Origin of the sequence: Halomonas sp. PA16-9, from assembly GCF_009728585.1 — a bacterium.
Classification (GTDB): domain Bacteria; phylum Pseudomonadota; class Gammaproteobacteria; order Pseudomonadales; family Halomonadaceae; genus Vreelandella; species Vreelandella titanicae.
This window is the reverse complement of record NZ_CP040451.1, coordinates 1,502,338-1,525,093: the sequence shown is the minus strand read 5'-3', so window position 1 is coordinate 1,525,093 and position 22,756 is coordinate 1,502,338. Positions and strand designations below refer to the sequence as shown.

The 22,756-nt window shown below is 55.5% G+C and carries 8 protein-coding genes and 7 pseudogenes; 5 read left to right on the top strand and 10 right to left on the bottom strand.

Going from position 1 to position 22,756, the window contains the following annotated elements; all coding sequences use genetic code 11:
• Nucleotides 1-243: 243 nt before the first annotated feature.
• Nucleotides 244-451: pseudogene (gene rmf, locus FDY98_RS07065) on the top strand (ribosome modulation factor).
• A 124-nt stretch (nucleotides 452-575) separates the two neighbouring features.
• On the opposite strand, the pseudogene FDY98_RS07060 reads toward rmf, so the two are convergent.
• The 5 genes and pseudogenes from FDY98_RS07060 to FDY98_RS07040 form a co-directional block, all read right to left on the bottom strand.
• A pseudogene (locus FDY98_RS07060) lies at nucleotides 576-1,590 on the bottom strand (quinone-dependent dihydroorotate dehydrogenase).
• Between the two features lie 106 nt (nucleotides 1,591-1,696).
• Nucleotides 1,697-6,517, bottom strand: a pseudogene (locus FDY98_RS07055) (NAD-glutamate dehydrogenase).
• Between the two features lie 158 nt (nucleotides 6,518-6,675).
• Nucleotides 6,676-7,799 (bottom strand): annotated as a pseudogene (gene trmA / locus FDY98_RS07050) (tRNA (uridine(54)-C5)-methyltransferase TrmA).
• A 46-nt stretch (nucleotides 7,800-7,845) separates the two neighbouring features.
• Nucleotides 7,846-8,697 carry a glutamate racemase gene (gene murI / locus FDY98_RS07045; RefSeq protein WP_035538518.1) on the bottom strand — a complete coding sequence of 284 codons (852 nt, stop codon included), beginning with the start codon at nucleotides 8,695-8,697 and terminating at the stop codon, nucleotides 7,846-7,848.
• 101 nt (nucleotides 8,698-8,798) lie between these two features.
• Complete coding sequence (locus FDY98_RS07040; RefSeq protein WP_009288045.1) at nucleotides 8,799-9,344, bottom strand: hemerythrin domain-containing protein; 546 nt, start codon at nucleotides 9,342-9,344, stop codon at nucleotides 8,799-8,801.
• A gap of 297 nt (nucleotides 9,345-9,641) precedes the next feature.
• On the opposite strand from FDY98_RS07040, the gene FDY98_RS07035 reads away from it, so the two are divergent.
• On the top strand, nucleotides 9,642-10,976 hold the full coding sequence (locus tag FDY98_RS07035; protein ID WP_027959677.1) for a replication-associated recombination protein A: 1,335 nt from the start codon (nucleotides 9,642-9,644) through the stop codon (nucleotides 10,974-10,976).
• A 98-nt stretch (nucleotides 10,977-11,074) separates the two neighbouring features.
• Here the strand turns inward: FDY98_RS07035 and lolA are convergent.
• Together lolA and FDY98_RS07025 are read right to left on the bottom strand one after the other, a co-directional pair.
• Nucleotides 11,075-11,739, bottom strand: a pseudogene (gene lolA, locus FDY98_RS07030) (outer membrane lipoprotein chaperone LolA).
• 178 nt (nucleotides 11,740-11,917) lie between these two features.
• Nucleotides 11,918-15,176: pseudogene (locus FDY98_RS07025) on the bottom strand (DNA translocase FtsK 4TM domain-containing protein).
• A gap of 131 nt (nucleotides 15,177-15,307) precedes the next feature.
• On the opposite strand from FDY98_RS07025, the gene aat reads away from it, so the two are divergent.
• The 3 genes from aat to infA all read left to right on the top strand — a co-directional run bounded on the left by aat (nucleotide 15,308) and on the right by infA (nucleotide 17,202).
• A complete protein-coding gene (gene aat / locus FDY98_RS07020; protein WP_009288042.1) occupies nucleotides 15,308-16,054 on the top strand; it encodes a leucyl/phenylalanyl-tRNA--protein transferase in 747 nt (248 codons plus the stop codon).
• 63 nt (nucleotides 16,055-16,117) lie between these two features.
• Nucleotides 16,118-16,852, top strand: coding sequence for an arginyltransferase (locus FDY98_RS07015; RefSeq protein ID WP_022520421.1), 735 nt, complete (start codon nucleotides 16,118-16,120; stop codon nucleotides 16,850-16,852).
• Between the two features lie 131 nt (nucleotides 16,853-16,983).
• The gene (infA, locus tag FDY98_RS07010; protein WP_007111068.1) at nucleotides 16,984-17,202 is read left to right on the top strand and encodes a translation initiation factor IF-1; all 219 of its coding nucleotides are present in this window, start codon (nucleotides 16,984-16,986) and stop codon (nucleotides 17,200-17,202) included.
• Nucleotides 17,203-17,393: 191 nt separating this feature from the next.
• On the opposite strand, the gene clpA is transcribed toward infA, so the two are convergent.
• From clpA to FDY98_RS06995, 3 genes and pseudogenes are all read right to left on the bottom strand, one after another.
• Complete coding sequence (gene clpA, locus FDY98_RS07005) at nucleotides 17,394-19,670, bottom strand: ATP-dependent Clp protease ATP-binding subunit ClpA (protein ID WP_022520422.1); 2,277 nt, start codon at nucleotides 19,668-19,670, stop codon at nucleotides 17,394-17,396.
• A gap of 139 nt (nucleotides 19,671-19,809) precedes the next feature.
• Nucleotides 19,810-20,117, bottom strand: a pseudogene (gene clpS / locus FDY98_RS07000) (ATP-dependent Clp protease adapter ClpS).
• A gap of 338 nt (nucleotides 20,118-20,455) precedes the next feature.
• Nucleotides 20,456-22,690, bottom strand: coding sequence for an NADP-dependent isocitrate dehydrogenase (locus FDY98_RS06995; RefSeq protein WP_027959680.1), 2,235 nt, complete (start codon nucleotides 22,688-22,690; stop codon nucleotides 20,456-20,458).
• Nucleotides 22,691-22,756 lie beyond the last annotated feature (66 nt).

Sequence of the window (22,756 nt, the reverse complement as noted above, 5' to 3'; positions counted from 1 at the left end):
GAGAGTAGCTACTGAAAAACGCATGCGTTTCTTGTCAGGGTCGGTTCAAGACCAGACCTATGGCGTATAAGTGTTCTTTTGTAAGAGATTGCCGCTCGGCTCGTTCCGCCCGTGAGTGCCAAACAAGGGCTGAAGCGGCGTCTCGCTCTTGAAGCAAGCTCTCGGAATAGTGGTTGTTGTTGATAACATAAGTCGATAACACCCTATTTCTTATCAAAGGCTTTCGTGAAAAGAGGTTAGCCAATGAAACGGCAAAAACGTGATCGCTTCCAGCGGGCTTATGTCCACGGCTACAAAGCGGGTGTATCGGGTCGTTCTCGTGACGACTGTCCCAGTCAAGATATCAATTTACGCGAATACTGGATGAGCGGTTGGCGTGAAGGTCGCGGCGACCAGTGGGATGGATGACCGGCATCTCGGCATCCACAAAAATCCCTTAGTCATGGCCTAACGTTTTATTTTTCAAGGTTTTAAAAGAAAAATTTTAAGCGAGAGGTTTTCAATGAGCCCACTTTTTCAAGTGGGCTTTTTAGTGCCCCTTTATGCCCACACTGCTTCGCTAATCATCTTCGCGCTCAACCTTTAGCTTTCAGTGCCCTCGCGCATTCACCGACCAGTTTAGGACCTTGATAGATCAACCCCGAGTAGAGTTGCACTAAATCAGCTCCCGCCGCGATTTTGGCCTGAGCAGCAGCAGCACTATCGATCCCACCGACACCTATGATAGGTAACGATGGTAGATGCTCACGCAGTTGGCGAATGACGCGATTGGATGCCTCGAAGACCGGTTTCCCAGAGAGCCCTCCAGCCTCCTCCGCTTGTGAGTCACCCTCTACCCCCGCGCGGGAAACCGTTGTATTGGTGGCAATCACGCCATCAAGTGCATTGCGCTGAATACTTTCTGCCATCAAGGCTACTTCTTCAGCGCTCATATCCGGGGCTATCTTAATCAGCAATGGTACGTTGCGGCACGTTTGGTCATTGAGCTCTGAGGCTCGTGCTCGAATCGGCCCCAACAGCGCATCCAGCTGTTCGCCGAACTGTAGGCTGCGCAGCCCAGGGGTATTCGGTGAAGAGACGTTAACGGCAATGTAATCCGCATAAGAGTGCACCGCGTCTAAGCATACCAAGTAGTCATCCAGCGCGTGTTCTACTGACGTCGTCAGGTTTTTACCAATATTAATGCCCACAATGCCGCCGTAGTGGCGCTGTTTGACCTGCTGGATCAGGTGCTCAACCCCTTTGTTGTTAAAGCCAAAGCGGTTGATGATCGCCTCATGCTGCGCTAAGCGAAATAGCCGAGGCTTAGGATTGCCTGGCTGCGGCTTAGGCGTGACGGTACCCACTTCGACAAACCCAAACCCCAACGCGCCAAGGGCATCCAGGTGGTCGGCGTTCTTGTCCAACCCAGCGGCAAGACCCACCCGATTGGCAAATCGCAGCCCCATCAGCTCGATAGGATCATTCACCTGCTGACCAAACAGGCGTGCTACCCCACCCACCCGATGCAGTGCATCCAGAGCGCTCAAGGCCATCCCGTGAGAGGTCTCTGGGTCAACGCGAAAAAAGCGAGCGAGCGAGGTTGTACATAGCGGATCTCTTGAAGCGGAGGCTGAAAACGGGCATCAGTATAACGCAATAAAGCGCGCCCTGGTGGAGAACCAGGGCGCGCTTTTTTAAGTGGATTAGGGTACGTCTACGCTTCGCTATCGCTCTCGGCAAGATCTACCAGCTCGCGTACCGCCACGGCGAAGAGCGCAAAGCCTCCTTCACTGCCACCGCGCACCTCTTCAATAAGGCGGCACCAGCGGCGATGCAGATCGGCGTGCTGATCCAACCACTGCGCAACCCGCTCTTGGGTATCGCGGCTGCCGGCGTCGAGCTTCAACACGCTGGTGGTCAGTGCCAGCTGCTGACGCTCAATGTCGTCGCGGAAAGTCTCACGAGCCTGAGCCTGCCAGGCGTCGCGCACTTCCAGCTGGGTTACCTGCTGAATCATCCACGGTAGCTCCAGGCGGCTGCCAATTTCGTACAGCACTTCCGCCACCCGCTGGGGTTTTTCATTGGTCAGGCGCGCCGCCTGGATAATACCCAGCCCCGCATAAAGGCTTGATGACGCCGCCACGCTGGATGCCAGTGCATCTGGCACACCCGCCTCCAACAACTCGTCACGACGCGAGTTCCAGGCGCCAAGCTCTTCACCACTGAGTAGCTCACCAATACCTTCCTGCAACTGCGCCAAGCGAGGAGCGAAGTACTCAATGGTATCTTGTGTCGAAAGCCCTAAGTGCTGACGCACAAACCAGCGCGTGGCACGACGAATCAAGCGCATCAGGTCAAGCATCATCGAGTACTGAATGCGGTTGGGCACCTGATTATCGAGGGCTTCAATTTGCGCCCATAGACTGGGCAAGTTAAAGCTATCACGGGCCACGATGTAGGCTCGCGCAATATCGGCGCGTCCCGCTCCGGTGGAGTCCATCAGGCGGCGTACAAAGACGACCCCCATATGATCGACCAAGTCGTTGGCGACCTGTGTCGCAACGATTTCACGCTTCAGACGGTGCTCGTACATTTCGTCTTTAAAGCGCTCGACCAGCACTGATGGGAACAGCCGCTCCAGGTGGCGGTGAATATATTGATCGTCCGGTACGTCAGAGGTGATCAAGTCGCCTTTCAGGGTGCTCTTGGCGTAGGAGATCAGTACCGACAGCTCCGGCAGGCGCATCCCTTGATTGTTGCTGGCCCGCTCTTTGAGCACATCATCGGTAGGCAGGAATTCCAGCTCGCGGTCAATCTGTCCGGCAGCCTCCAGCTCGCTGATAAAACGGCGGTAAGGGCCCATTGACTGGTCGGAAAGGGTAGCCGATAGATCCAGCGCCTGACTTTGGCGGTAATTATCCAGGATCACCAGATCCGCCACCTCATTGGTCATTTCCGCCAACAGCTGATTGCGCTGTTTCTCGGTCATGTCGCCGCGCTTGACCACTTCATCGATCAAAATCTTGATATTGACCTCGTGGTCGGAGCAGTTCACCCCACCGGCGTTGTCAATAAAGTCAGTGTAAACGCGCACGCCTTTGGCGGCGGCTTCCATTCGTCCGCGCTGGGTCAAGCCGAGATTACCGCCCTCGCCGACCACACGGCAATTCAGGTCATTGCCGTTGATGCGCAGGGTGTCGTTGGCTTTATCGCCCACATCCGCATCGGTTTCGTCGGAACCCTTCACGTAGGTACCGATACCGCCGTTCCAGATCAAGTCCACCTTGGATTTGAGCATGGCGCGGATCAGTTCATTAGGCGACAGGCGCTCTTCCTTGATACCAAATACCTGCTGCATCTCCGGCGTGATGCTAATCGACTTGGCGCTACGGCTAAAGATGCCGCCCCCAGCGGAGATCAGCTCCTGGCTGTAGTCTTCCCAGCTGGAGCGTGGCAGAGCGAACAATCGCTTGCGCTCGGCAAAGGACGCCTCGGCGTCCGGGTTGGGGTCTACAAAGATATGCAGGTGGTTGAAGGCACCCACCAGTTGGATCTTGTCGGAAAGCAGCATGCCGTTGCCGAAGACATCTCCGGCCATATCGCCGATTCCCACCACGCTAAACAGGTCGCGCTGGTGTCGAGATCCAGATTTTTGAAGTGGCGCTTAACTGATTCCCAGGCACCGCGAGCGGTGATGCCCATTTTCTTGTGGTCGTAGCCGTTAGCACCGCCAGAGGCAAAGGCATCACCCAGCCAGTGGCCATACTCAATGGAAATTTCGTTGGCGATATCTGAGAAGGTAGCGGTGCCTTTGTCGGCAGCTACCACGAGATAAGCGTCGTTCTCATCGTGGCGGACAACATTTTCCGGCGGCACAACATCGCCGCCCCCAGGTTATCAGTGACATCCAGCAGCGCACGGATAAAGATTTGGTAACAGGCAATGCCCTCTTTCTGGGCGACATCGCGACTGGCATTTTCCGGCATGCGTTTACAGACAAAACCGCCTTTAGCACCAACCGGTACGATAACGGCGTTCTTAACCTGCTGCGCTTTCACCAGCCCCAACACTTCGGTACGGTAATCTTCAAAGCGATCCGACCAGCGCAGGCCACCGCGGGCCACTTTGCCGCCACGCAGGTGAACACCTTCCACCCGCGCGAGCAGACAAAAATTTCAAACATTGGTCGCGGCTTGGGCATGCCGGTAACCTTGGAAGGCTCCAACTTATAGGCGATGTAATCTTTAAAGCGCCCACCCTCAGCCAGTTGGTAGTAGTTGGTGCGTAGGGTGGCGAGGATCAGCTCCATAAAGCGGCGCAGTAGCTGGTCATCGTTAAGGCTGGCAACTCCTTCCAAGCGCTCATTTAAGCTCGCGATGCACTCGTCGGTGGCGTGGCTCTGCTGCTCAGGATCAAAACGCAGGCGGAATAATTCAACTAACTCACGGGTAATGGCAGGATAGTTGGCCAGCGTAGCAGCGATGTAATCCTGGGACATGCCGAAGCGGATCTGTTTGAGGTAGCGGGCGTAGCCGCGCAGCATGGCCACTTCGCGCCAATCCAGCCCAGCGCCGATAATCAGGCGGTTAAACGCATCGTTATCGGCCTCGCCGGTCCAGATGCGCTTGAAGGCTTCCGTGAATACATCACGCATATCGCCCAGGCTGACATCCGCACCGCTGTGCTCAAGCTCAAAATCGTGAATCCAGTAGCGCTGTTCAGGGGCGTTAATATCGTAGGGGCGTTCACCAATTACGCGCAGGCCAAGGTTTTCCATCATCGGCAGCACGTCAGAGAGCGGAATCTGCGATTCACGGTGGAACAGTTTCAGGTTAACGCCACCACCCTGTTCTTCTAGTGGCCGATAGAGCGACAGCGAGAGGTCGTTCTCGCTATCCAGTGTCAGCAGGTGCTGAACATCAAACACCGCGGTGCGCGCAGAGAAGTCTTCACGGTAGCTGGCCGAGAACGCCTCGCGGAACCGATCCATCAGGTTGTTGGCGCGCTCTTCACCGAAGCCTTCGATCATGGCGTTCTGCAGCTCGTCACGCCAGCTGCGCGCCAGCCGTGACACTTTGCTTTCCAAACGCTTGAGGTCATAGTCGCTGGGCGCGTCGCCATTAAAGCGTAAAATCAATTGAATACGCGCCAGCACCGACTCAGATAAATAGGTATTGAAGTCGCCAAAGTGGGCGTCTAACTCGTCGCACAACACGTTTTGAATCCGCTGACGCAGATCCGTGGAGAACACGTCCCGGGGGACAAACACCAGGCAAGAGTAGAACTTGCCGCTGATATCGGCGCGGATAAACAGCCGCACCTGGCGGCGCTCGCGAATATTGAGGATGCCCAGCGCAGTGCTGGCCAGTGACTCGGTATCGATCTGAAAAAGATCATCCCGGGGGTAAACTTCCAGCACCTGGAGCAATTGCTTGCCGTTGTGACCCTGGGGATTGAATCCGGCAATATCCATCACCGCTTTTAGCTTACGGCGCAGCAGCGGGATATTGCGTGGCGATTCGTTATACACCGTAGAGGTAAACAAACCAAAGAAGCGCCGCTCACCAATTACATTGCCGTCGTCGTCGTAGCGATCAACGGTAATGTAGTCAGGGTAGGTAGGACGGTGCACCCGAGAGTGATGGGCGCTTTTGGCAAACGATAGTAGCTGCGGCACCAGCACATAATCATTGTGCTCATCCACCCCCTCTTCGGTGCGAATACGCTCGCAGTAGCGCGGCTGATCCAGGCGGAAGACGCCCAGCACGCTATCTGCGTCACGCTTTAACTCGCTGCCTTCCAGCAGGTACTCGTCGTAGCCCAGGAAAGTAAAGTTATCTTTGAGCATCCACTCTAAAAAGGCAATCGCCTCTTCGTGGTCGTCAGGATCGATCTGCGGCGGGCAGTTTTTCTCGAGTTCTTGAATCGAGGCGGTGATTTGCGAACACATGGCGTCGAAATCGCCCACAGCGGTACGTACATCGCGAAGCACGTCATTTAGGTTGCTTTCGATTTTCTCAAGCAACGCTACGTCGGTGTGCCGGTCTACTTCGATGACAATTAGCGACTCGCGCGCTTCTGGCGCGTTTTCTGCCCTGGGCGAGGCCAGCGCCTGCAACTGATGGCGCTCATCACGGGCGACCGCCAGCACGGCGTTTTGAATGGCGTGTACCGTCAAACCGCGGCGGTTGAGCTCGATACGCACCGAGTCGACCAAAAACGGCATATCTTCATGGAGAACGGCGACAAAAGTATGCGTCGACTGCCAGCCGTGCTCTTCAAAATCAGGGTTAAATACTCTTACCTTGGGACTTTGTGGGTCGTGATGCTGCAAAAACTGCCAGACCGACAGCGTTGCGCCATACAGATCGTCCAGGCGACGATCCACTAGGTCTTCCACCGGCACGGTGGCATAAAAGTGCCGAGCAAAAGCGTCCACAGTGGCGGCGCGAGCGGGGTCTAACCGCGCGTGTAGCCGCTCCTGGAGCTGCTTCAAAAGATCTTGCCGACTCTCTTCAATCGCAACGTAGTGCATCCATCACCTCGACTGCCTAGGCCATTAAACGGCCAAAAAACGAAGGACAATAGGCCTTTAGGCCAACATAACGGCTAGCTTACGCTACCTATCGTCGCGTCCCTAATCACTTGACGTGTTGTTCATGGCACATACCGTTTACGCATTAGGTCGTATGCTTACTCGCCTGTCCGCCGCTTCAACAGCACTCCACACTCACAGTGGTCGGTAAACGGAAACTGGTCAAATAGCGCAAAGCGTTCTATCCGATGAGTGTTGGTCAGTATGGTCAAGTTTTCAGCTAACGTGGCTGGGTTGCATGAAATATAGACGATTTGAGCGTACTCGCTGAGTTGTTCACAGCTCTGCTCGTCTAAACCAGCACGGGGCGGGTCGACCAGCACGGTGGAAAAATCGTACTCTCCCAGCGCCATTTCCGCCACGCGACGCCCGGCTTTTTCGCCCTTCAGCGCCAGCGAAAACTCCTCCGCTGACATACGACCAATCTGCGCGTTCGTTACCCCATTGGCTTCCAGGTTTACGTTGGCGCTAGCCACTGACGTGCGGGAAATCTCTGTGGCCAGCACGCGGCGGAAGTTATCCGCCAGGGCAATGGTAAAATTGCCATTACCGCAATAGAGTTCGACTAGGTCTTTCTTCGCATTACTCTCCTGCTGGCCAGCGGTGACTTCTCGCGCCCAGCTAAGCATTTTCTGGCAGATATGCGCATTGGGTTGGGTAAAGCTGTTTTCGACCTGCTGGTAGTGCAGCGTGCGGCCATCCACCTCTAGCCGCTCCCATACGTGGTCTCGGGTAAGTACGATACGCTGCTTGCGGGAGCGGCCAATAATCATAATACCCAGCTCAGCCTCCAGAGCGCGGGCTTCGCGCTCCCACTCATCGCCTAACGGGCGGTGGTAAATCAGCGTTATCAGCGCCTCACCTGACAGCGTGGTTAGAAACTCTACCTGGAACAGCCGCCGACGCAGCTCATCACAGCGAAGGCAAGCTTCGCGTAGCTGCGGCATTAGCTGATTGATTCGCTCACTGGCGACTGCGTACTGATCTAACCGAATCACCCCTTGTTCTTCGGATTCTCAGGGTCTACCTCGAACATGGCGTAGAAGAGGTCGTCCTCTTCGTGCCATATGCGAAACTCGCAGCGCTGACGGTAATAGCCTGGCGGCGATTCAAACACTTCTAATGCCGGTGGTTGAAAAGCGGCAAAGGTACTTTCCAGATAGTCGCGTTTGGCGGCTAGCTGCTCAGCGTAGCGTTCAGGTTCTACAACGGGGATAGCCAAGGCTGCTCCTTTGAATAATTCGATCAGCAATAGTAGTAAATAGTGCTCAGTCGCCCACATTAAGCAATTGGGACGCCTTAAACCCATAGCGGGCTAGACCAGCGGTCAGATTGGCAGCAGGGGCAGTGGTAAAGCAGCGGCCATCCTGCTGATCACTGTTTAGCTCAGAAACGACTTGCGAAACCCGTCGGGCTATCGCATCGCCGGAGTCGACCCAATGTAGCGGCACGGGGGCCAGCTGCGTCAGCCAGGGCTTTAGCAGCGGGAAATGAGTGCAGCCCAGTACCACTGTATCTAGCTCTGGGGTATCCAGCGCCTGATGAGCAGACGATAAACAATGCGCAGACGATGGAGGTGCAACGGCGTGCCATAACGGTGCCAGCGCCGCCTGCATGCGATCAATATTGGGGGTGACACCAGCCAGGTATGCTTCCGCCTCGACCACCAAGGCATCGGCGGCGACGCGAGTAATCACACAGTCGCTGGCAAAACTATCAATCAAGCGCTGGGTGTAGGGCCGCCCTACCGTGGCCTTGGTGGCTAACAGCCCAATATGGCGTGTCTGGCTAATCGCTGCGGCAGGTTTGATAGCAGGTACGGTGCCCACGACAGGGATCGCCAACTGCTCGCGCAAGTTTTCCAGCGCCAGAGTGCTCGCGGTATTGCAGGCGACAACCAAAACACTCGGCTGGCACGCTTCCACAGCGGAACGACATACCGCCACAATGCGGTCGGTCAGGGCTGCATCTTCGCGCAGCCCATAGGGCAACCAAGCATTGTCGCAGGCATAGCACAGGGCAGCATCAGGGTAGTGTTGGCGCAGCGACTGCGCCACCGACAGGCCGCCGACACCGGAATCAAAAATTAACACGGGGCCTTTCCTGACTCTGCCTATCATGGCTCTGCCTATCATGGCTCTGCCTAAAAAAAACGGAGCCGCTATTTTAGCATGCTCCGTCATTTTATTGATGCCCCGTAGCGGCCACTTGTCCGCTAGCGCTATACCACAGGCACGTCAGCACCACGCAGTTCAGCATAGAGCTCGGGATAAGCGTCCTGTAGGCGCTCTAGCTCTTTCTCTGCGCCTTCGGGGAGCGCCTGACGCAGCTCGTCCATATCTTCCTCGCTAAAGTGCTCGTCAATCAGCGGGAACAGCCCCTCGCGTTCGTGACGCAAATAGGCACGATGCGCTTCCAAATAATCTTTCAGGTCGTCGGCAAAACGATCCATCGGAATGATGTTATCCATTAACACCATGTCAATGTCGTTGGAGAGGCGCTGTAAGCGCGGCTTTAACTCACGATAGTCATTCGCCATCTGTTCGGTCAGGGCAACGTGCTCTGGGGCCTGGGTTTGCAATCGCTCCACGCAGACGCGTTCCAGAGGGGCTGCAAAACCATCCATATAGGACAAAATATAGTCGACGACCTCGCGCATAAGCTGGAAGTTGGGCCGCTCACCTTGGGCAAGGGTTTTCTGCTTAAGCTGCAGCACATGGAGTAATCTCGCCATGTTGGCATGATCTAGACGCAGTTGGTTTAACATCGAACTGTCTCCTTTATTGTGTCATGCCTACCGTCGAGCCTTCGTGATTGACGGCATGCGATAATAAGCGCGAGGTAACAAACATGTTGTGTCGCTAAAACATATCGTAACCTGAGCGTGTCGTAACTAACGGGGGTTATCAACAACAGTTATCATGAACAATGCCCCTCTCAAGCTATCCTCGCAAGTGTATCTTTCTGATAGGTTACGTCTAAGGTAGTTCTCTAAGACGCAGTTTACCACCTATACTTGTTGGCAATTTGTTGCTCAACGTACTGATTTATAACGGAAGCTTACATGGATCTTTTTGATAGCGCTCAGGCGACACCGGCTGACGATGCTCCGTTAGCCTTTCGTATGCGGCCACGCCAACTGGACGATTACGTGGGCCAGCAAGCGCTGGTGGGGCCAGATAAACCCCTACGTCGCATGGCGGAGTCAGGCATTGTGCGCTCAATGATTTTATGGGGGCCGCCAGGGGTTGGCAAAACCACGCTGGCAGAGCTGTTGGCCCGAGCCTCCCAGGCCCATCTGGAGCACCTCAGCGCGGTGATGGCCGGAGTAAAAGAGATTCGCGCTGTGGTGGAGCGGGCCCAACAGATGTCCTCCACGGTTATCCTCTTTTTAGATGAGATTCATCGCCTCAACAAGAGCCAGCAGGACGCATTATTGCCCCACGTGGAGTCGGGCCTGTTAACGTTGATTGGTGCCACCACCGAAAACCCCTCCTTCGAAGTCAACTCGGCGTTGCTATCCCGTGCGCGGGTATATGTGCTGAAATCGCTTACCCATGAGGAACTGATCACGGTGATGCGCCAGGCACTCAGCGACGTAGAGCGAGGGCTGGGCAAGCGTGACATTCAGGTTGATGACGAAGTATTAACTGCTCTGGCCCACGCTAGCGCTGGCGACGCACGACGGGCGCTGGGATTACTGGAAACCGCTTGCGATTTCGCTACTCAGGAAGCAAACGGCGAAGTACTGCATAAAGAGGTACTCGCCGATGTGATCGGCCATCAGGCCAGCGCCTTCGATAAGCAGGGGGACGCTTATTATGATCTACTTTCGGCCATTCATAAGTCGATACGCTCTTCACGCCCTAACGCGGCATTGCTGTATATGGCCCGCTTTATGCAGGGCGGCGGTGACCCGTTGGACGTAGTGCGCAGACTGACCGCGATTGCCTCAGAAGACGTCGGCAATGCTGACCCTCGCGCGCTACCGCTGGTGATTGCCGCCTGGGATGCTTATTTACGCCTGGGCGATTACGAAGGCCAGCGGGCAATTGCCCACGCGGCAATTCATTTAGCAGTGGCGCCCAAGAGTAACCGCATTGACCGCGCCTGGAGTGAAGCCAAGCAGTACGTACGCCAGCAGCCCCAGGTTGAGGTACCGACGTACCTGCGCAACGCGCCCACTAAGCTGATGGAGCAGTTGGGTCATGGCGAAGGCTATCGCTATGCGCATAACGAACCAGACGGCTACCCGGCGGGAAGCGCCCACGACTGCTGGCCTGAAGAGCTGCCTAAAGCCACCTTCTTCAAGCCAAGTGCCTTTGGTCAGGAGAAGCGCTTTGGGGAAATCATGGCATGGCGGGAAAATCTTGACCAGGAAGCAGATCAGGCGCCCTAAGGCGCCTGATGGTTAAACCAGTGGCAGGTTATTGATTAACCGCCACCCTCCAGCAACTCTTTACCAACTCCTCACCATTCACTCCTCACTCCCAACCCTTAAAGCTCTTCACGAATAACATCGGTGCCTTCGGGAATTTCGAAATCAAACATGTCCTCAGCAATCTCGCCATTGAGGGTAATATTGCTAAAGGTGATGGCGGTGCGCTGGCCGGTACTGTCCATCATCCACAGCTCGGTTAGCGTATCGGCATCGAACACCATGCTTAGCTCTTCGAACAGCGTATCGGCCGAGATAGGCACTAGGGTAAAGACATCTTCTCCCCGTCCTGCTCGTAGAACACCTCATAGCTTTCGGTTAAATCGTCCACGCTTCCCGACAGCAGTAACGCAGGGGTATGGGTTACTCGATCGTCCATCTCTTGAACGGTGACTTGTTCAAGGTCGGGATCGTACATATACACATCATCGCCGTCAGAGACCACGGTTTGAGAGTAAGGCGCTTCCACTTCCCAACGCAGCATACCGGGGCGAGACAGCCACATCTCACCACGCGCGCTTTGGAGGCGTTCCCCGCTGCCATCAAGAATTTGCTGCTCAAAATCCGCTTGATAACGCTCAAGCGGATCCAGCCGTTCAGTCAAACGCTCGGCAGCATCGTCTGCCCAAGCGGGAGCACCAAAGGTTAAACCCAAGGCACTTGCCGCAAATGCCAGTGGCGAAGCGCCCATTGCTGAAGTGCGTTTTGTTTGCGTATCGCGCATATAATCTCCCTAGGCAACCGTTGCCCGGTAACTGTTGCTTAAAAATCAAGCAGTGAGGTCGGCTTAACCGGCCATGGCTAACTCAAAAACGTAACAATCAGACGAGAAAAACGCCGCAGGGTTTCACCCGCGGCGCTACTTTCACGCTTATTGCATAATTGTGGCTTTCATCAAGCGGTTAGTGGCCCACCGGAGGCGGGGCAAGCACTTCCCGAGCACCGTTAGAGCCCATAGAGGTCACCACACCGGCGCCCTCCATTGCCTCAACTAAGCGAGCGGCCCGGTTATAGCCAATTTTAAAGCGACGCTGCACGGCGGAAATCGAGGCTTTGCGCGTTTCAGTGACAAACTGCACGGCTTCATCGTAGAGCGCATCCTGCTCCGCATCGTCGCCATCCCCCCCCTCAGCCTCAAGACCCGTTAAGGCATCGGCGGATACGCCACCAGAAAGGATCTCTTCGATATACTCGGGTGCTCCACGGCGCTTCCAGTCATCGACCACGCGGTGTACTTCGTCATCGTCCACAAAGGCACCGTGGATGCGGTTAGGTGGTCCGGAACCTGCAGGCAGATAGAGCATGTCACCATGCCCCAACAGACTTTCAGCGCCGCCCTGATCCAGAATGGTGCGCGAATCAATTCTGGATGAGACCTGAAACGCCATCCGCGAAGGAATGTTGGCTTTGATCAAGCCAGTCACAACATCCACCGAGGGGCGCTGGGTAGCCAGAATCAAATGGATACCTGCGGCGCGTGCCTTTTGCGCCAAGCGCGCAATCAGCTCTTCGACTTTTTTGCCGACGATCATAAAACATATCGGCAAACTCGTCGATCACCACGACGATGTAGGGCAGTTTCTCCAGCACTGGATGCGGCTGATGCACTTCCCAGGGCTGCGGTTCCCAGAGCGGGTCTGCCACTTGGGCACCGGCGCGCTCCGCTTCATCCAAACGGCCATTGAAGCCCGCGATGTTGCGCACACCCATGGCCGCCATGAGCTTGTAGCGGCGCTCCATCTCGGCCACGCACCAGCGCAGGCTGTTGGCCGCTTCTTTCATATCGGTGACCACGGGCGCCAGCAGATGGGAATGCCGTCATATACCGACAGCTCCAACATTTTCGGGTCGACCATGATCAGCTTTAGCTCACTGGGCTTTGCTTTAAGCAGCATTGAGATCAGCATGGCGTTAACGCCCACCGACTTACCCGACCCGGTGGTACCGGCTACTAGCAAGTGGGGCATCTTGCCCAGGTTGGCGACCACTGGGCTGCCACCAATATCTTGGCCTAACGCCATGGTGAGTGGTGACGTCTCCTGCTGGTAACGGTCGGAGTCGATAACTTCGCGCAGGCGGATCATGGCCCGGTTGGGATTAGGTATTTCAATACCCACCGTGGGACGCCCTGGAATAACCTCGACCACTCGCACACTTTTCACCATCAGGGAGCGCGCCAGGTCTTTGGCGAGGTTACTGATTTTAGACACTTTGACGCCCGCGGCGGGCTTGATCTCAAAGCGGGTAATCACCGGCCAGGCCAGGTATCCACCACTTCCGCTTTCACACCGTATTCGCGCAGCCGCACTTCAAGCAGCTCAGCCATATCAGCCAACTGCTCGTCACTATAATTGGGTTGATACGGCTCTGCAGGTGTCAACAGCTGCAAGCTCGGCACGTCGCCCTCAGGTTCGTCCAGAGTTTCAAAAGCAGGCCGCTGGCTCTGCAAATGCTCCACGGTCCACAGGGCGGGGCCTTCATCCGCCTCTGGCGTGCTCTCTTCGGGCGCAAAGCTGGGTTCTTGGCGAGCTGCTGGGGGGGCGTGGACGGAGGAGTAGTCGTTGCGTGCGCTCCTCCATCGCGGCCTTGGGCATACAGCTCATCATCCATCTCTTCATCGTCCCACACCGGCTCAGGCACTACTTCCGCTACACGTTCAGGTTTACGTGCAGGCTCAGGCGCGGTGACGCGCTCAGGGCTCCAGGCAGCATCAGTGTCACCAATATGTGGCTCACCAACACGTGGTTCAGCTTGGCTGCTGCTGGGATCAGCGGTGAGTGATGGCTCACTGCGACGCTCAACGGGCGCGGCATGAACAGTCTCTTTCTCGGCGGGCGCCTCATCGCTGGCAAAGAAGTTACTCCTGGCAGGCGCCGGAGGCTCTTCTTGACGAGTAGCACGCAGCGGGAAGGAAGTCTCGGCTTCTTTGGGTTCATCACCGGGTGCAGGTGCTTGAGTCTCAGGCGCTGCTGACGTTACCTCTGCCTGGACAAAGGCATTTTCCCGCGGCGCTGGGGGTGCCGCTGCTCCCTCCTCTTCTGCCGTTTTAGCCGCTGGCGTCACTGACGGGGCTGCCCCAGGCGCTGAAACCGTCGGCTCCGCGGTAGGTGTCGAAGAGATAGACGCGGGTGTTTTAGCAGGCACATGCTTATTACTTGAAAACGCTGCGGCCTCCCAGGGAATCGAAGTATCCGTGGTTTCGTTGCTATTTGAAGGACTCGCTTCTGACGCATTGCTCTCTGAAGAGCTGTTCGCCTCACGACTGGAAAGTGGTACAGAGAAGCCTGGCTCACGGCGTTCGCGGCCACTGGGGCTTTTGCCTACTGGCTCTGCCGCAGGCTTTATCTCAGCGGGTGCAGCTTCAGGTTTAGCTTCTTGAGACTGCGCTTCAGGCGCTGCTTGAGGCTTGGCCGCAGTTTTGGCAGTTTTAGCAGCCGCTCGCTGAGCAGCGCGCATACGACGCGCTTGGCGTCGTGCCGATAACCAGCTACCCAACCGACATATGCGCTTGCCGAGCTCATCAGCCACTTGCAGCCACGACATACCGCTAAACAGCGGAAAGCCGCTTAAAATTAACGCCGCAGCGATTAAACCAACACCACCACTTCCCACTAAAGGCCTTAACGCACCGACCAAACCTTCGCCCAAAATACCGCCTGAGGCATAGGGCAGTATGCTCTCAGGGTGATAAAAGTGCAGCGCCCCCAACATGGTCGTGCCGAAAATAAGTAGCACTAAGCCACCCGCATGGACAGCAATTGCCACGGGGTCGAGTTCAAAACGTACCTGGCGTGAGCGAATCAGCCACCAAGCGGCAAAGCCGAACATACCCGGCCACCACAAAGCGCTGGCGCCAAGCAGTGAGTAGAGAACATCGGCCAGCCAAGCGCCAACCTGCCCCATCCAGTTACCCACATCTGTCTCAGGGCCCTGATAAGACCAGCCTGGGTCAGAGGGTTGGTAACTAAATAGCGCTAATAATAAGAAAACACACAGCGCCAGCAGGATCACCACTACGCCTTCGCGCACGGAGCCTTGTAAGCGCAGGCCAAAACGACGAGCCTTATCCTTTGCGGCGTTAACGCGCGCAGCTGAAGCCGATGATGGTGTTTGACGCGCGCTACGCTGCGTTCGCTTGTTTACTGCTTTATTCACTTTCAAGCGACTCTCCCTTTACACCTCAATGGCGTCTTTAATCCACTTGCGAGTTTGCATGATACCGAGCATCCTTCCGCCGTCACAGAGGCTATCGTAAAGCGCTCAGCACAAGAACGTCGTAACAGGAGCAAGTAATGCTACCTTGGCTTTCCTCGCCACATCCTAATTTTCCAACTACCTCCCAAGCGCTGGCCTCCCCCAATGGCCTGCTGGCCGCCGGAGGGGAGCTCTCGCCCGCTTGGCTGGTAGAAGCCTATCGGCAGGGCATATTTCCCTGGTTCAGCGACGACGACCCCATTTTGTGGTGGAGTCCAGACCCGCGCATGATACTCCTACCTGAGCAATTTAAGCAGCGTCGTAGCCTCACCAAACGATTACGCCATGGTGGCTTTCATATCACCCTGGATCAACACTTCGATCAGGTGATTCAGGCCTGCGCCGCCCCGCGTGGTGAAGAGGCGGGCACCTGGATTACAGACGAAATGCGCGAGGCCTACGGGCTGCTGCATGCTCTAGGTATTGCTCATAGCATCGAAGTCCATCAACACGGCCAATTGGTGGGCGGGCTGTATGGCATCGCCATGGGGCCGGTGTTTTTTGGCGAGTCGATGTTCTCCCACGCCCCGGATGCTTCGAAGGTAGCGCTGGCCCATCTCGCCAGGGCCATGCGCGAACATGGCGGAAAACTCATCGACTGCCAAATGCACACGCCTCATCTGGCAAGCCTGGGCGCTATTACAGTCGCTCGCGAGGCATTCATCAACTATCTTAAAAACTGGTTACCCGATAAGGCATTTACGTTTACCACGTCACCCACTGAAACACCCACTGTTCCTGCATCGCTCTGGCTTAAGGCGATTGCCACCGAGGGTAATGCGTAGTGATGAACCATCGTGACGAACTTATTCTGTTCCAACCATTTTTTTACAATGAGGAGGCAGGCCGTGAGTAGTAACACTCCGCGTCGGCCGGTGCGGGATTTGCGCTTTTTCCTTACCGTGCCGCATGCCTGTAGCTATTTACCCGGCAAGGAAGCGACAACGCTGTTTCTCGACCCGCAGGAGTCGCCCGTTCCAGGTGTCTATGACTCGCTGGCGCTGCTAGGGTTTCGTCGCAGTGGGCGCCATCTTTACCGCCCTCACTGTGAGGGCTGCAACGCCTGCCGCTCGGTGCGTATTCCGGTTGACCAGTTTGCGGCTAACCGCACACAACGAAAAATTTGGCGCCGCAATGCCGATATAAACGTCCGCATTGTACCTGCTCACTTTGCATCTACTCACTACTCGCTTTACGCGAATTACATTCGTCAGCGCCATGCTGACGGCGATATGTTCCCGCCCAGCCGCGAGCAGTACCGCACCTTCCTTACCCTTGATGAGTCCTATGCCCATCTGATGGAGATGTACCTCGACGAAGAGCTGGTTGGTGTGGCTGCATTCGACCAGTTGGAGCATGGGCTCTCGGCAATCTACACCTTCTTTGCCGTTAGCGAGACTCTGGATAAGCGCTCACTAGGCACTTTTGCCATTCTTCAGCTCATCGAGCTCAGCCGCGAAAAAGCGCTGCCGCACCTTTATTTAGGGTATTGGATCGAAGAGTGCCGTAAGATGCGCTACAAGCAGGCTTTCGCGCCATTGGAAATACTCGATGGACGCCATTGGCGGCCGCTGATTCGCTAAAAATGCCAGCTTTTTTGCCTTGACGACGGGCTTACGGCACAATATAGCGCTGTTTCTTGAGTGCCCACCTAGCGGCACTCAAATTCTGACCGATAATGACATTACTAACTCATCAGTGAGGACATGCCTATATGGCACGCGAAGATCATATTGAAATGGAAGGCGTTATCGTCGATACCCTTCCGAATACCATGTTTCGGGTTGAGCTGGAAAACGGTCACGTTGTTACCGCTCATATCTCCGGCAAAATGCGCAAAAACTATATCCGCATTCTGACCGGCGACAAGGTAAAAGTTGAGCTGACACCTTACGACCTGTCTAAAGGCCGTATCGTTTACCGCTCGCGCTAAGTCGTTACACCATTAACGCGCTCGGCTGATTTTAACTGCTCCAGCTAGACTGTCCTTTAACGACAGCGCCGATCAGCGTCAATGGCGGTTCACTAAAAACGACAACGCCCCGTCGATGACAGGGCGCTGCGTTTTTATGCATATAGCATGAGTATTAGAAAGATAGCTTTTAGCACGGCTTAGCGCCCTTTTCAGGGCGCATCTGCCATCTCAGTCTCTGTGGAAAGGTGCAACTCGCCCTCCTCCAGGCTAACGTGGACAATACCGCCCTGATCAGCCAGTTCTCCGAACAGAATCATTTCGGCTAATGGCTTCTTCAGCTTCTCTTGTATGAGGCGCGCCATTGGGCGTGCACCCATGTCAGGATCGTAGCCTTTATCGGCCAGCCAATCCCGCGCCATGTCGTCTACATCCAGCTGAACACGCTTCTCATCCAACTGCGCCTGTAGCTCGATCAAGAACTTGTCGACCACATTGCGCACCACCGAGACCGGCAGCGAGTGGAACTGAATAATACCGTCCAGGCGGTTGCGGAACTCCGGTGAAAAGGTACGGCGGATCACTTCCATGGCATCGGTGGAGTGATCCTGGTGCTGGAAGCCAATGGAGCGACGCGACGCCTGCTCCGCACCAGCGTTAGAGGTCATAATCACGATAACGTGACGGAAGTCCGCTTCACGCCCGTTGTTGTCCGTTAAGCGGCCATGATCCATGACCTGCAGCAGCAGGTTAAAGACTTCCGGGTGCGCTTTCTCAATCTCGTCCAACAACAACACGCAGTGCGGCTGCTTGGTCACCGCTTCAGTCAGTAGACCACCCTGGTCGTAACCGACATAGCCTGGAGGCGCACCAATCAGGCGCGATACGGTATGGCGCTCCATATACTCGGACATATCAAAGCGCACCAGTTCAATACCCATGATATGCGCCAGCTGTTTGGCCACTTCGGTTTTACCCACACCGGTGGGACCTGCAAACAGGAAGCTACCAACGGGCTTATCGGGAGATTTAAGCCCGGCCCGGGACAGCTTAATAGCCGCAGAGAGACTATCAATCGCCTCATCCTGACCGAACACCAGCATCTTCAGGTCACGATCCAGCTTCTCGAGCAGCTTGCGGTCGGAGCTTGAAACACTCTTCGGTGGGATACGTGCAATGGACGCTACCACGGCTTCCACTTGCTCGACATCGATCGTCTTGGCGCGCACTTCTGGCGGCAATAGACGCTGGTGAGCCCCTGCCTCGTCAATCACGTCAATCGCTTTGTCGGGCAGGAAGCGGTCATTGATGTAGCGATCCGCTAAGCGTGCGGCACTTTCAAGCGCACCATCGGTGTACTTAAGTTCGTGGTGCTCTTCAAAACGTGAACGCAACCCTTTGAGGATTTTGATGGTGTCTTCCACCGACGGTGCCATCACATCCACCTTCTGGAAGCGCCGTGCCAGAGCACGATCTTTCTCAAAGATGCCGCGGAACTCCTGGAACGTAGTCGAACCAATGCAGCGCAATTCGCCCGAAGAAAGCAGCGGCTTGAGCAGATTGGACGCATCCATCACGCCACCAGAGGCGGCACCTGCACCAATCACCGTGTGAATCTCATCAATGAATAGCACAGCGTTAGGCTGCTTGCGTAGTTCGCTCAGCAGGCTTTTGAGGCGTTTTTCAAAATCACCACGGTACTTGGTACCGGCCAGTAGCGCGCCCATGTCCAGCGAGTAGACCACTGCATCGGCAATAACATCGGGAACGTCTTCTTCGACGATACGCTTGGCAAGGCCTTCGGCCACTGCGGTTTTACCTACACCCGCCTCACCGACTAACAACGGGTTGTTTTTGCGCCGACGGGCCAGAATTTGTACCACGCGCTCAAGCTCGTGGTCGCGGCCAATCAGCGGATCAATTTTACCCAGCCGTGCCTGTTCATTGAGATTGGTAGCGTAACCAGTGAGCGGATGCGCAGCGCCCTCACTGCCACCCTCCTCCGCGTCTTCACTCTCAGGTGAAGAAGGCGAGGGAGACGGCCCGTGACCGGCCACTTTGGAGATACCATGGGCGATGTAGTTGACTGCATCGACCCGCGCAACGTTCTGCTGCTTAAGGAAGTATACCGCCTGACTCTCCTGCTCGGAAAAGATCGCCACCAACACATTGGCACCGGACACTTCGCTTTTGCCAGATGACTGAACGTGGAAGACCGCCCGTTGTAAAACACGCTGAAAACCAAGCGTGGGCTGGGTCTCACGATCACCCTGGCCTTCTGGAATCAGTGGCGTAGTCGAGTTAATAAAATCCTGCAGATCGGACCGCAGCTTGTCGAGGTTAGCCCCGCAGGCCTTCAGTACGTCTACCGCTGAGGCATTATCTAGCAACGCTAGCAGCAGGTGCTCAACGGTCATAAACTCATGGCGCTTTGAGCGCGCCACGGTGAAGGCCGTGTTCAGGGTCATTTCAAGTTCTTTGCTCAGCATGGCAGTCCCCTTTTCGCTACTACCTAGGGCGTGTCGCCACCTAGGGCTTGCGTCGGATCAATTTAGTCGACCGGCACTCTCAACATCGGGTACAAATGGCACGGTTGCAAGCCTCACCACCAATTATTTCTCAACGCTTTTAATTGGCGGCCTCAATATCACTTATCAACGGGTGCTCACACTCACGGGCATATTCATTTACCTGATAGCTTTTTGTTTCGGCTATATCGCGCGTAAACACGCCACAAGTGCCCTTTCCTTGGGTATGTACGGCGAGCATGACCTGAACGGCCGTCTCGCTGTCCATGTTAAAAAATCTTGCAGCACTTCAATGACAAATTCCATCGGCGTGTAATCGTCGTTGTGAAGCACTACCTTATAAAGCGGTGGTTGCGCCAGCGCCGGTTCTGCTGACTGTACCGCTATATCACCATCTTCATCGGGCATATCTGGCCGCGTCATCCCCGCTTTTACGGGTAACACGGTCAAGTATGAACTATCTTGGTTGGGCATAAGCTGCACGGTTGGTTGTCTCGACACTGACCGATGGAAGCGTTTATCAGACCTCACATCGCCAATTCACTAGTGTAGTTTCTTAACTGTAGCCTCTTAACTACTATAATTTCTTAACTACTATAGCTTATTAGCCTAAACGTAAGACGCTTTCGATCAGCAAGGGTTCATGGAAAACTTAAAATATTACAGAGCGCAATAGCGAGTGCAATGCAAAACCCCCGCCCGCCAAGCGGACGGGGGTCATTCAGCCTAATCACAGGCGGTCTCTATTAGCCTTTTGCGACCATGGCAAGCGTTTCGTTGAGAGTCTGGCTGGGGCGCATCACCTTAGCCGTCAGCTCGTGATCCGGGTGGAAGTAGCCACCAATATCCGCAGGCTGGCCCTGAACGCTGTTCAACTCATCGACAATGGTCGCTTCTTTGGCCGTTAGCGCGTCAGCCAAGCGTTTGAACAGCGTCTGCATTTCGCTATCTTCGCTCTGCTCTGCCAACGCTTCAGCCCAGTATAGCGCCAAATAAAAGTGGCTGCCGCGATTGTCCAGCTCACCCACTTTGCGCGACGGCGACTTGTTGCTATCCAGGAACTTGCCGTTCGCCTGATCAAGCGCTTTGGCCAGCATTTTTGCCCGAGCGTTATCGAAGGTGCTGCCCAGGTGTTCAAGGGATGCCGCCAGGGCCAAAAACTCGCCCAGCGAGTCCCAACGCAGATGGTTCTCTTCCAGCAACTGCTGAACGTGCTTGGGAGCAGAGCCGCCAGCGCCGGTCTCAAACAAGCCACCGCCATTCATCAATGGTACGATTGAGAGCATCTTGGCGCTGGTGCCGAGCTCCATAATCGGGAACAGGTCAGTCAGATAGTCGCGCAGTACGTTACCAGTGACGGAGATAGTGTCTTCGCCCTTGCGGATACGCTCCAGAGAGAAGCGCATGGCCTCCTCTGGCGTCATGATACGAATATCCAGGCCAGTGGTATCGTGCTCTTTTAAGTAGCTCTCGACTTTCTTGATCAGTTGAGCATCGTGGGCGCGCTGGGCGTCCAGCCAGAAGATAGCCGGCGTTCCGCTTTCGCGGGCACGATTAACCGCCAACTTCACCCAATCGCGAACCGGAGCATCCTTGGTCTGGCACATCCGCCAAATGTCGCCCTGCTCAACGCTGTGCTCAAGCACTACATTGCCGCTGGTATCGGTGACACGTACGGTACCGTCGGTAGGAATCTGGAAGGTCTTATCGTGGGAGCCGTATTCTTCAGCTTTCTGGGCCATCAAACCTACATTGGGTACGCTACCCATAGTCGTCGGATCAAAGGCACCGTGCTGTTTGCAATCGTCGATGACCGTTTGATAGATACCGGCGTAGCAACGATCAGGAATGACGGCTTTGACGTCGTGCAGTTGGTCGTCGGCGCCCCACATTTTACCGGAGTCGCGGATCATCGCCGGCATGGAAGCATCGATAATCACATCGCTGGGCACGTGCAGGTTGGTGATCCCTTTATGGGAGTTCACCATCGCCAAACGCGGGCGCTCGGCATAAAGTGCTTGAATCTCATCCTCAATCTGGGTCTGGCGCTCTTCCGGCAGTGACTTAATGGCCGAATAGAGATCGCCGATACCGTTATTGGGGTCGAAGCCCGCCTGCTGGAGGTCATCTGCGTGCTTACTCAGCACGTCCTGATAAAACTCGCTGACCACCATACCGAACATGATCGGGTCAGAGACCTTCATCATGGTCGCTTTAAGGTGCAGCGAGAACAGCACGTCTTTGGCTTTTGCGTCAGCGACTTCGTCGGCCACAAAACGACGCAGCGCGTTACGGCTCATGACCGCAGCGTCGACGACTTCGCCTTCCAGTACCGAGGTTTTCTGCTTGAGCACCGTGGTGCTGCCGTCTTTAGCGACCAGCTCGATCTTGAGATCGGTGGCTTTTTCAATCAGCGCGGACTTCTCGCTGCCGTAGAAATCGCCTCCACTCATATGCGCCACATGGGACTTGGAGTCGCTGCTCCACTCACCCATGCGGTGGGGATATTTGCGGGCGTAATTCTTGACCGACAGCGGAGCGCGGCGATCCGAGTTACCTTCACGCAACACCGGGTTAACGGCGCTGCCTTTAGTTTTGTCGTAGCGCGCCTGAATGTCTTTCTCTTCATCGCTTTGAGGCGCTTCAGGGTAGTCAGGAAGTTTGTAACCCTGCTGCTGCAACTCTTTAATCACCGCCTTTAGCTGAGGCAGAGAGGCGCTAATGTTGGGCAATTTGATAATGTTAGCTTCTGGGGTCTTGGTCAGTTCGCCAAGCTCCGCCAGGTGATCGCCGATCCGTTGCTCTTCGCTCAGATAGTCAGGGAACTGAGCAATGATGCGAGCGGCCAGGGAAATATCGCGGGTCTCTACCTGAATGCCGGCAGAATCGGTAAAGGCATCGATAATCGGCAGTAGGGAGTGCGTCGCGAGCGCGGGCGCTTCGTCAGTGAGCGTATAGATGATCTTCGGCGTTTTGGTCATTTTTGCGTTAACCTCTCTCTTTTCGCTGCGATGGCAAGAAATCTTGAGCGGAGCGCGAGCTCAACG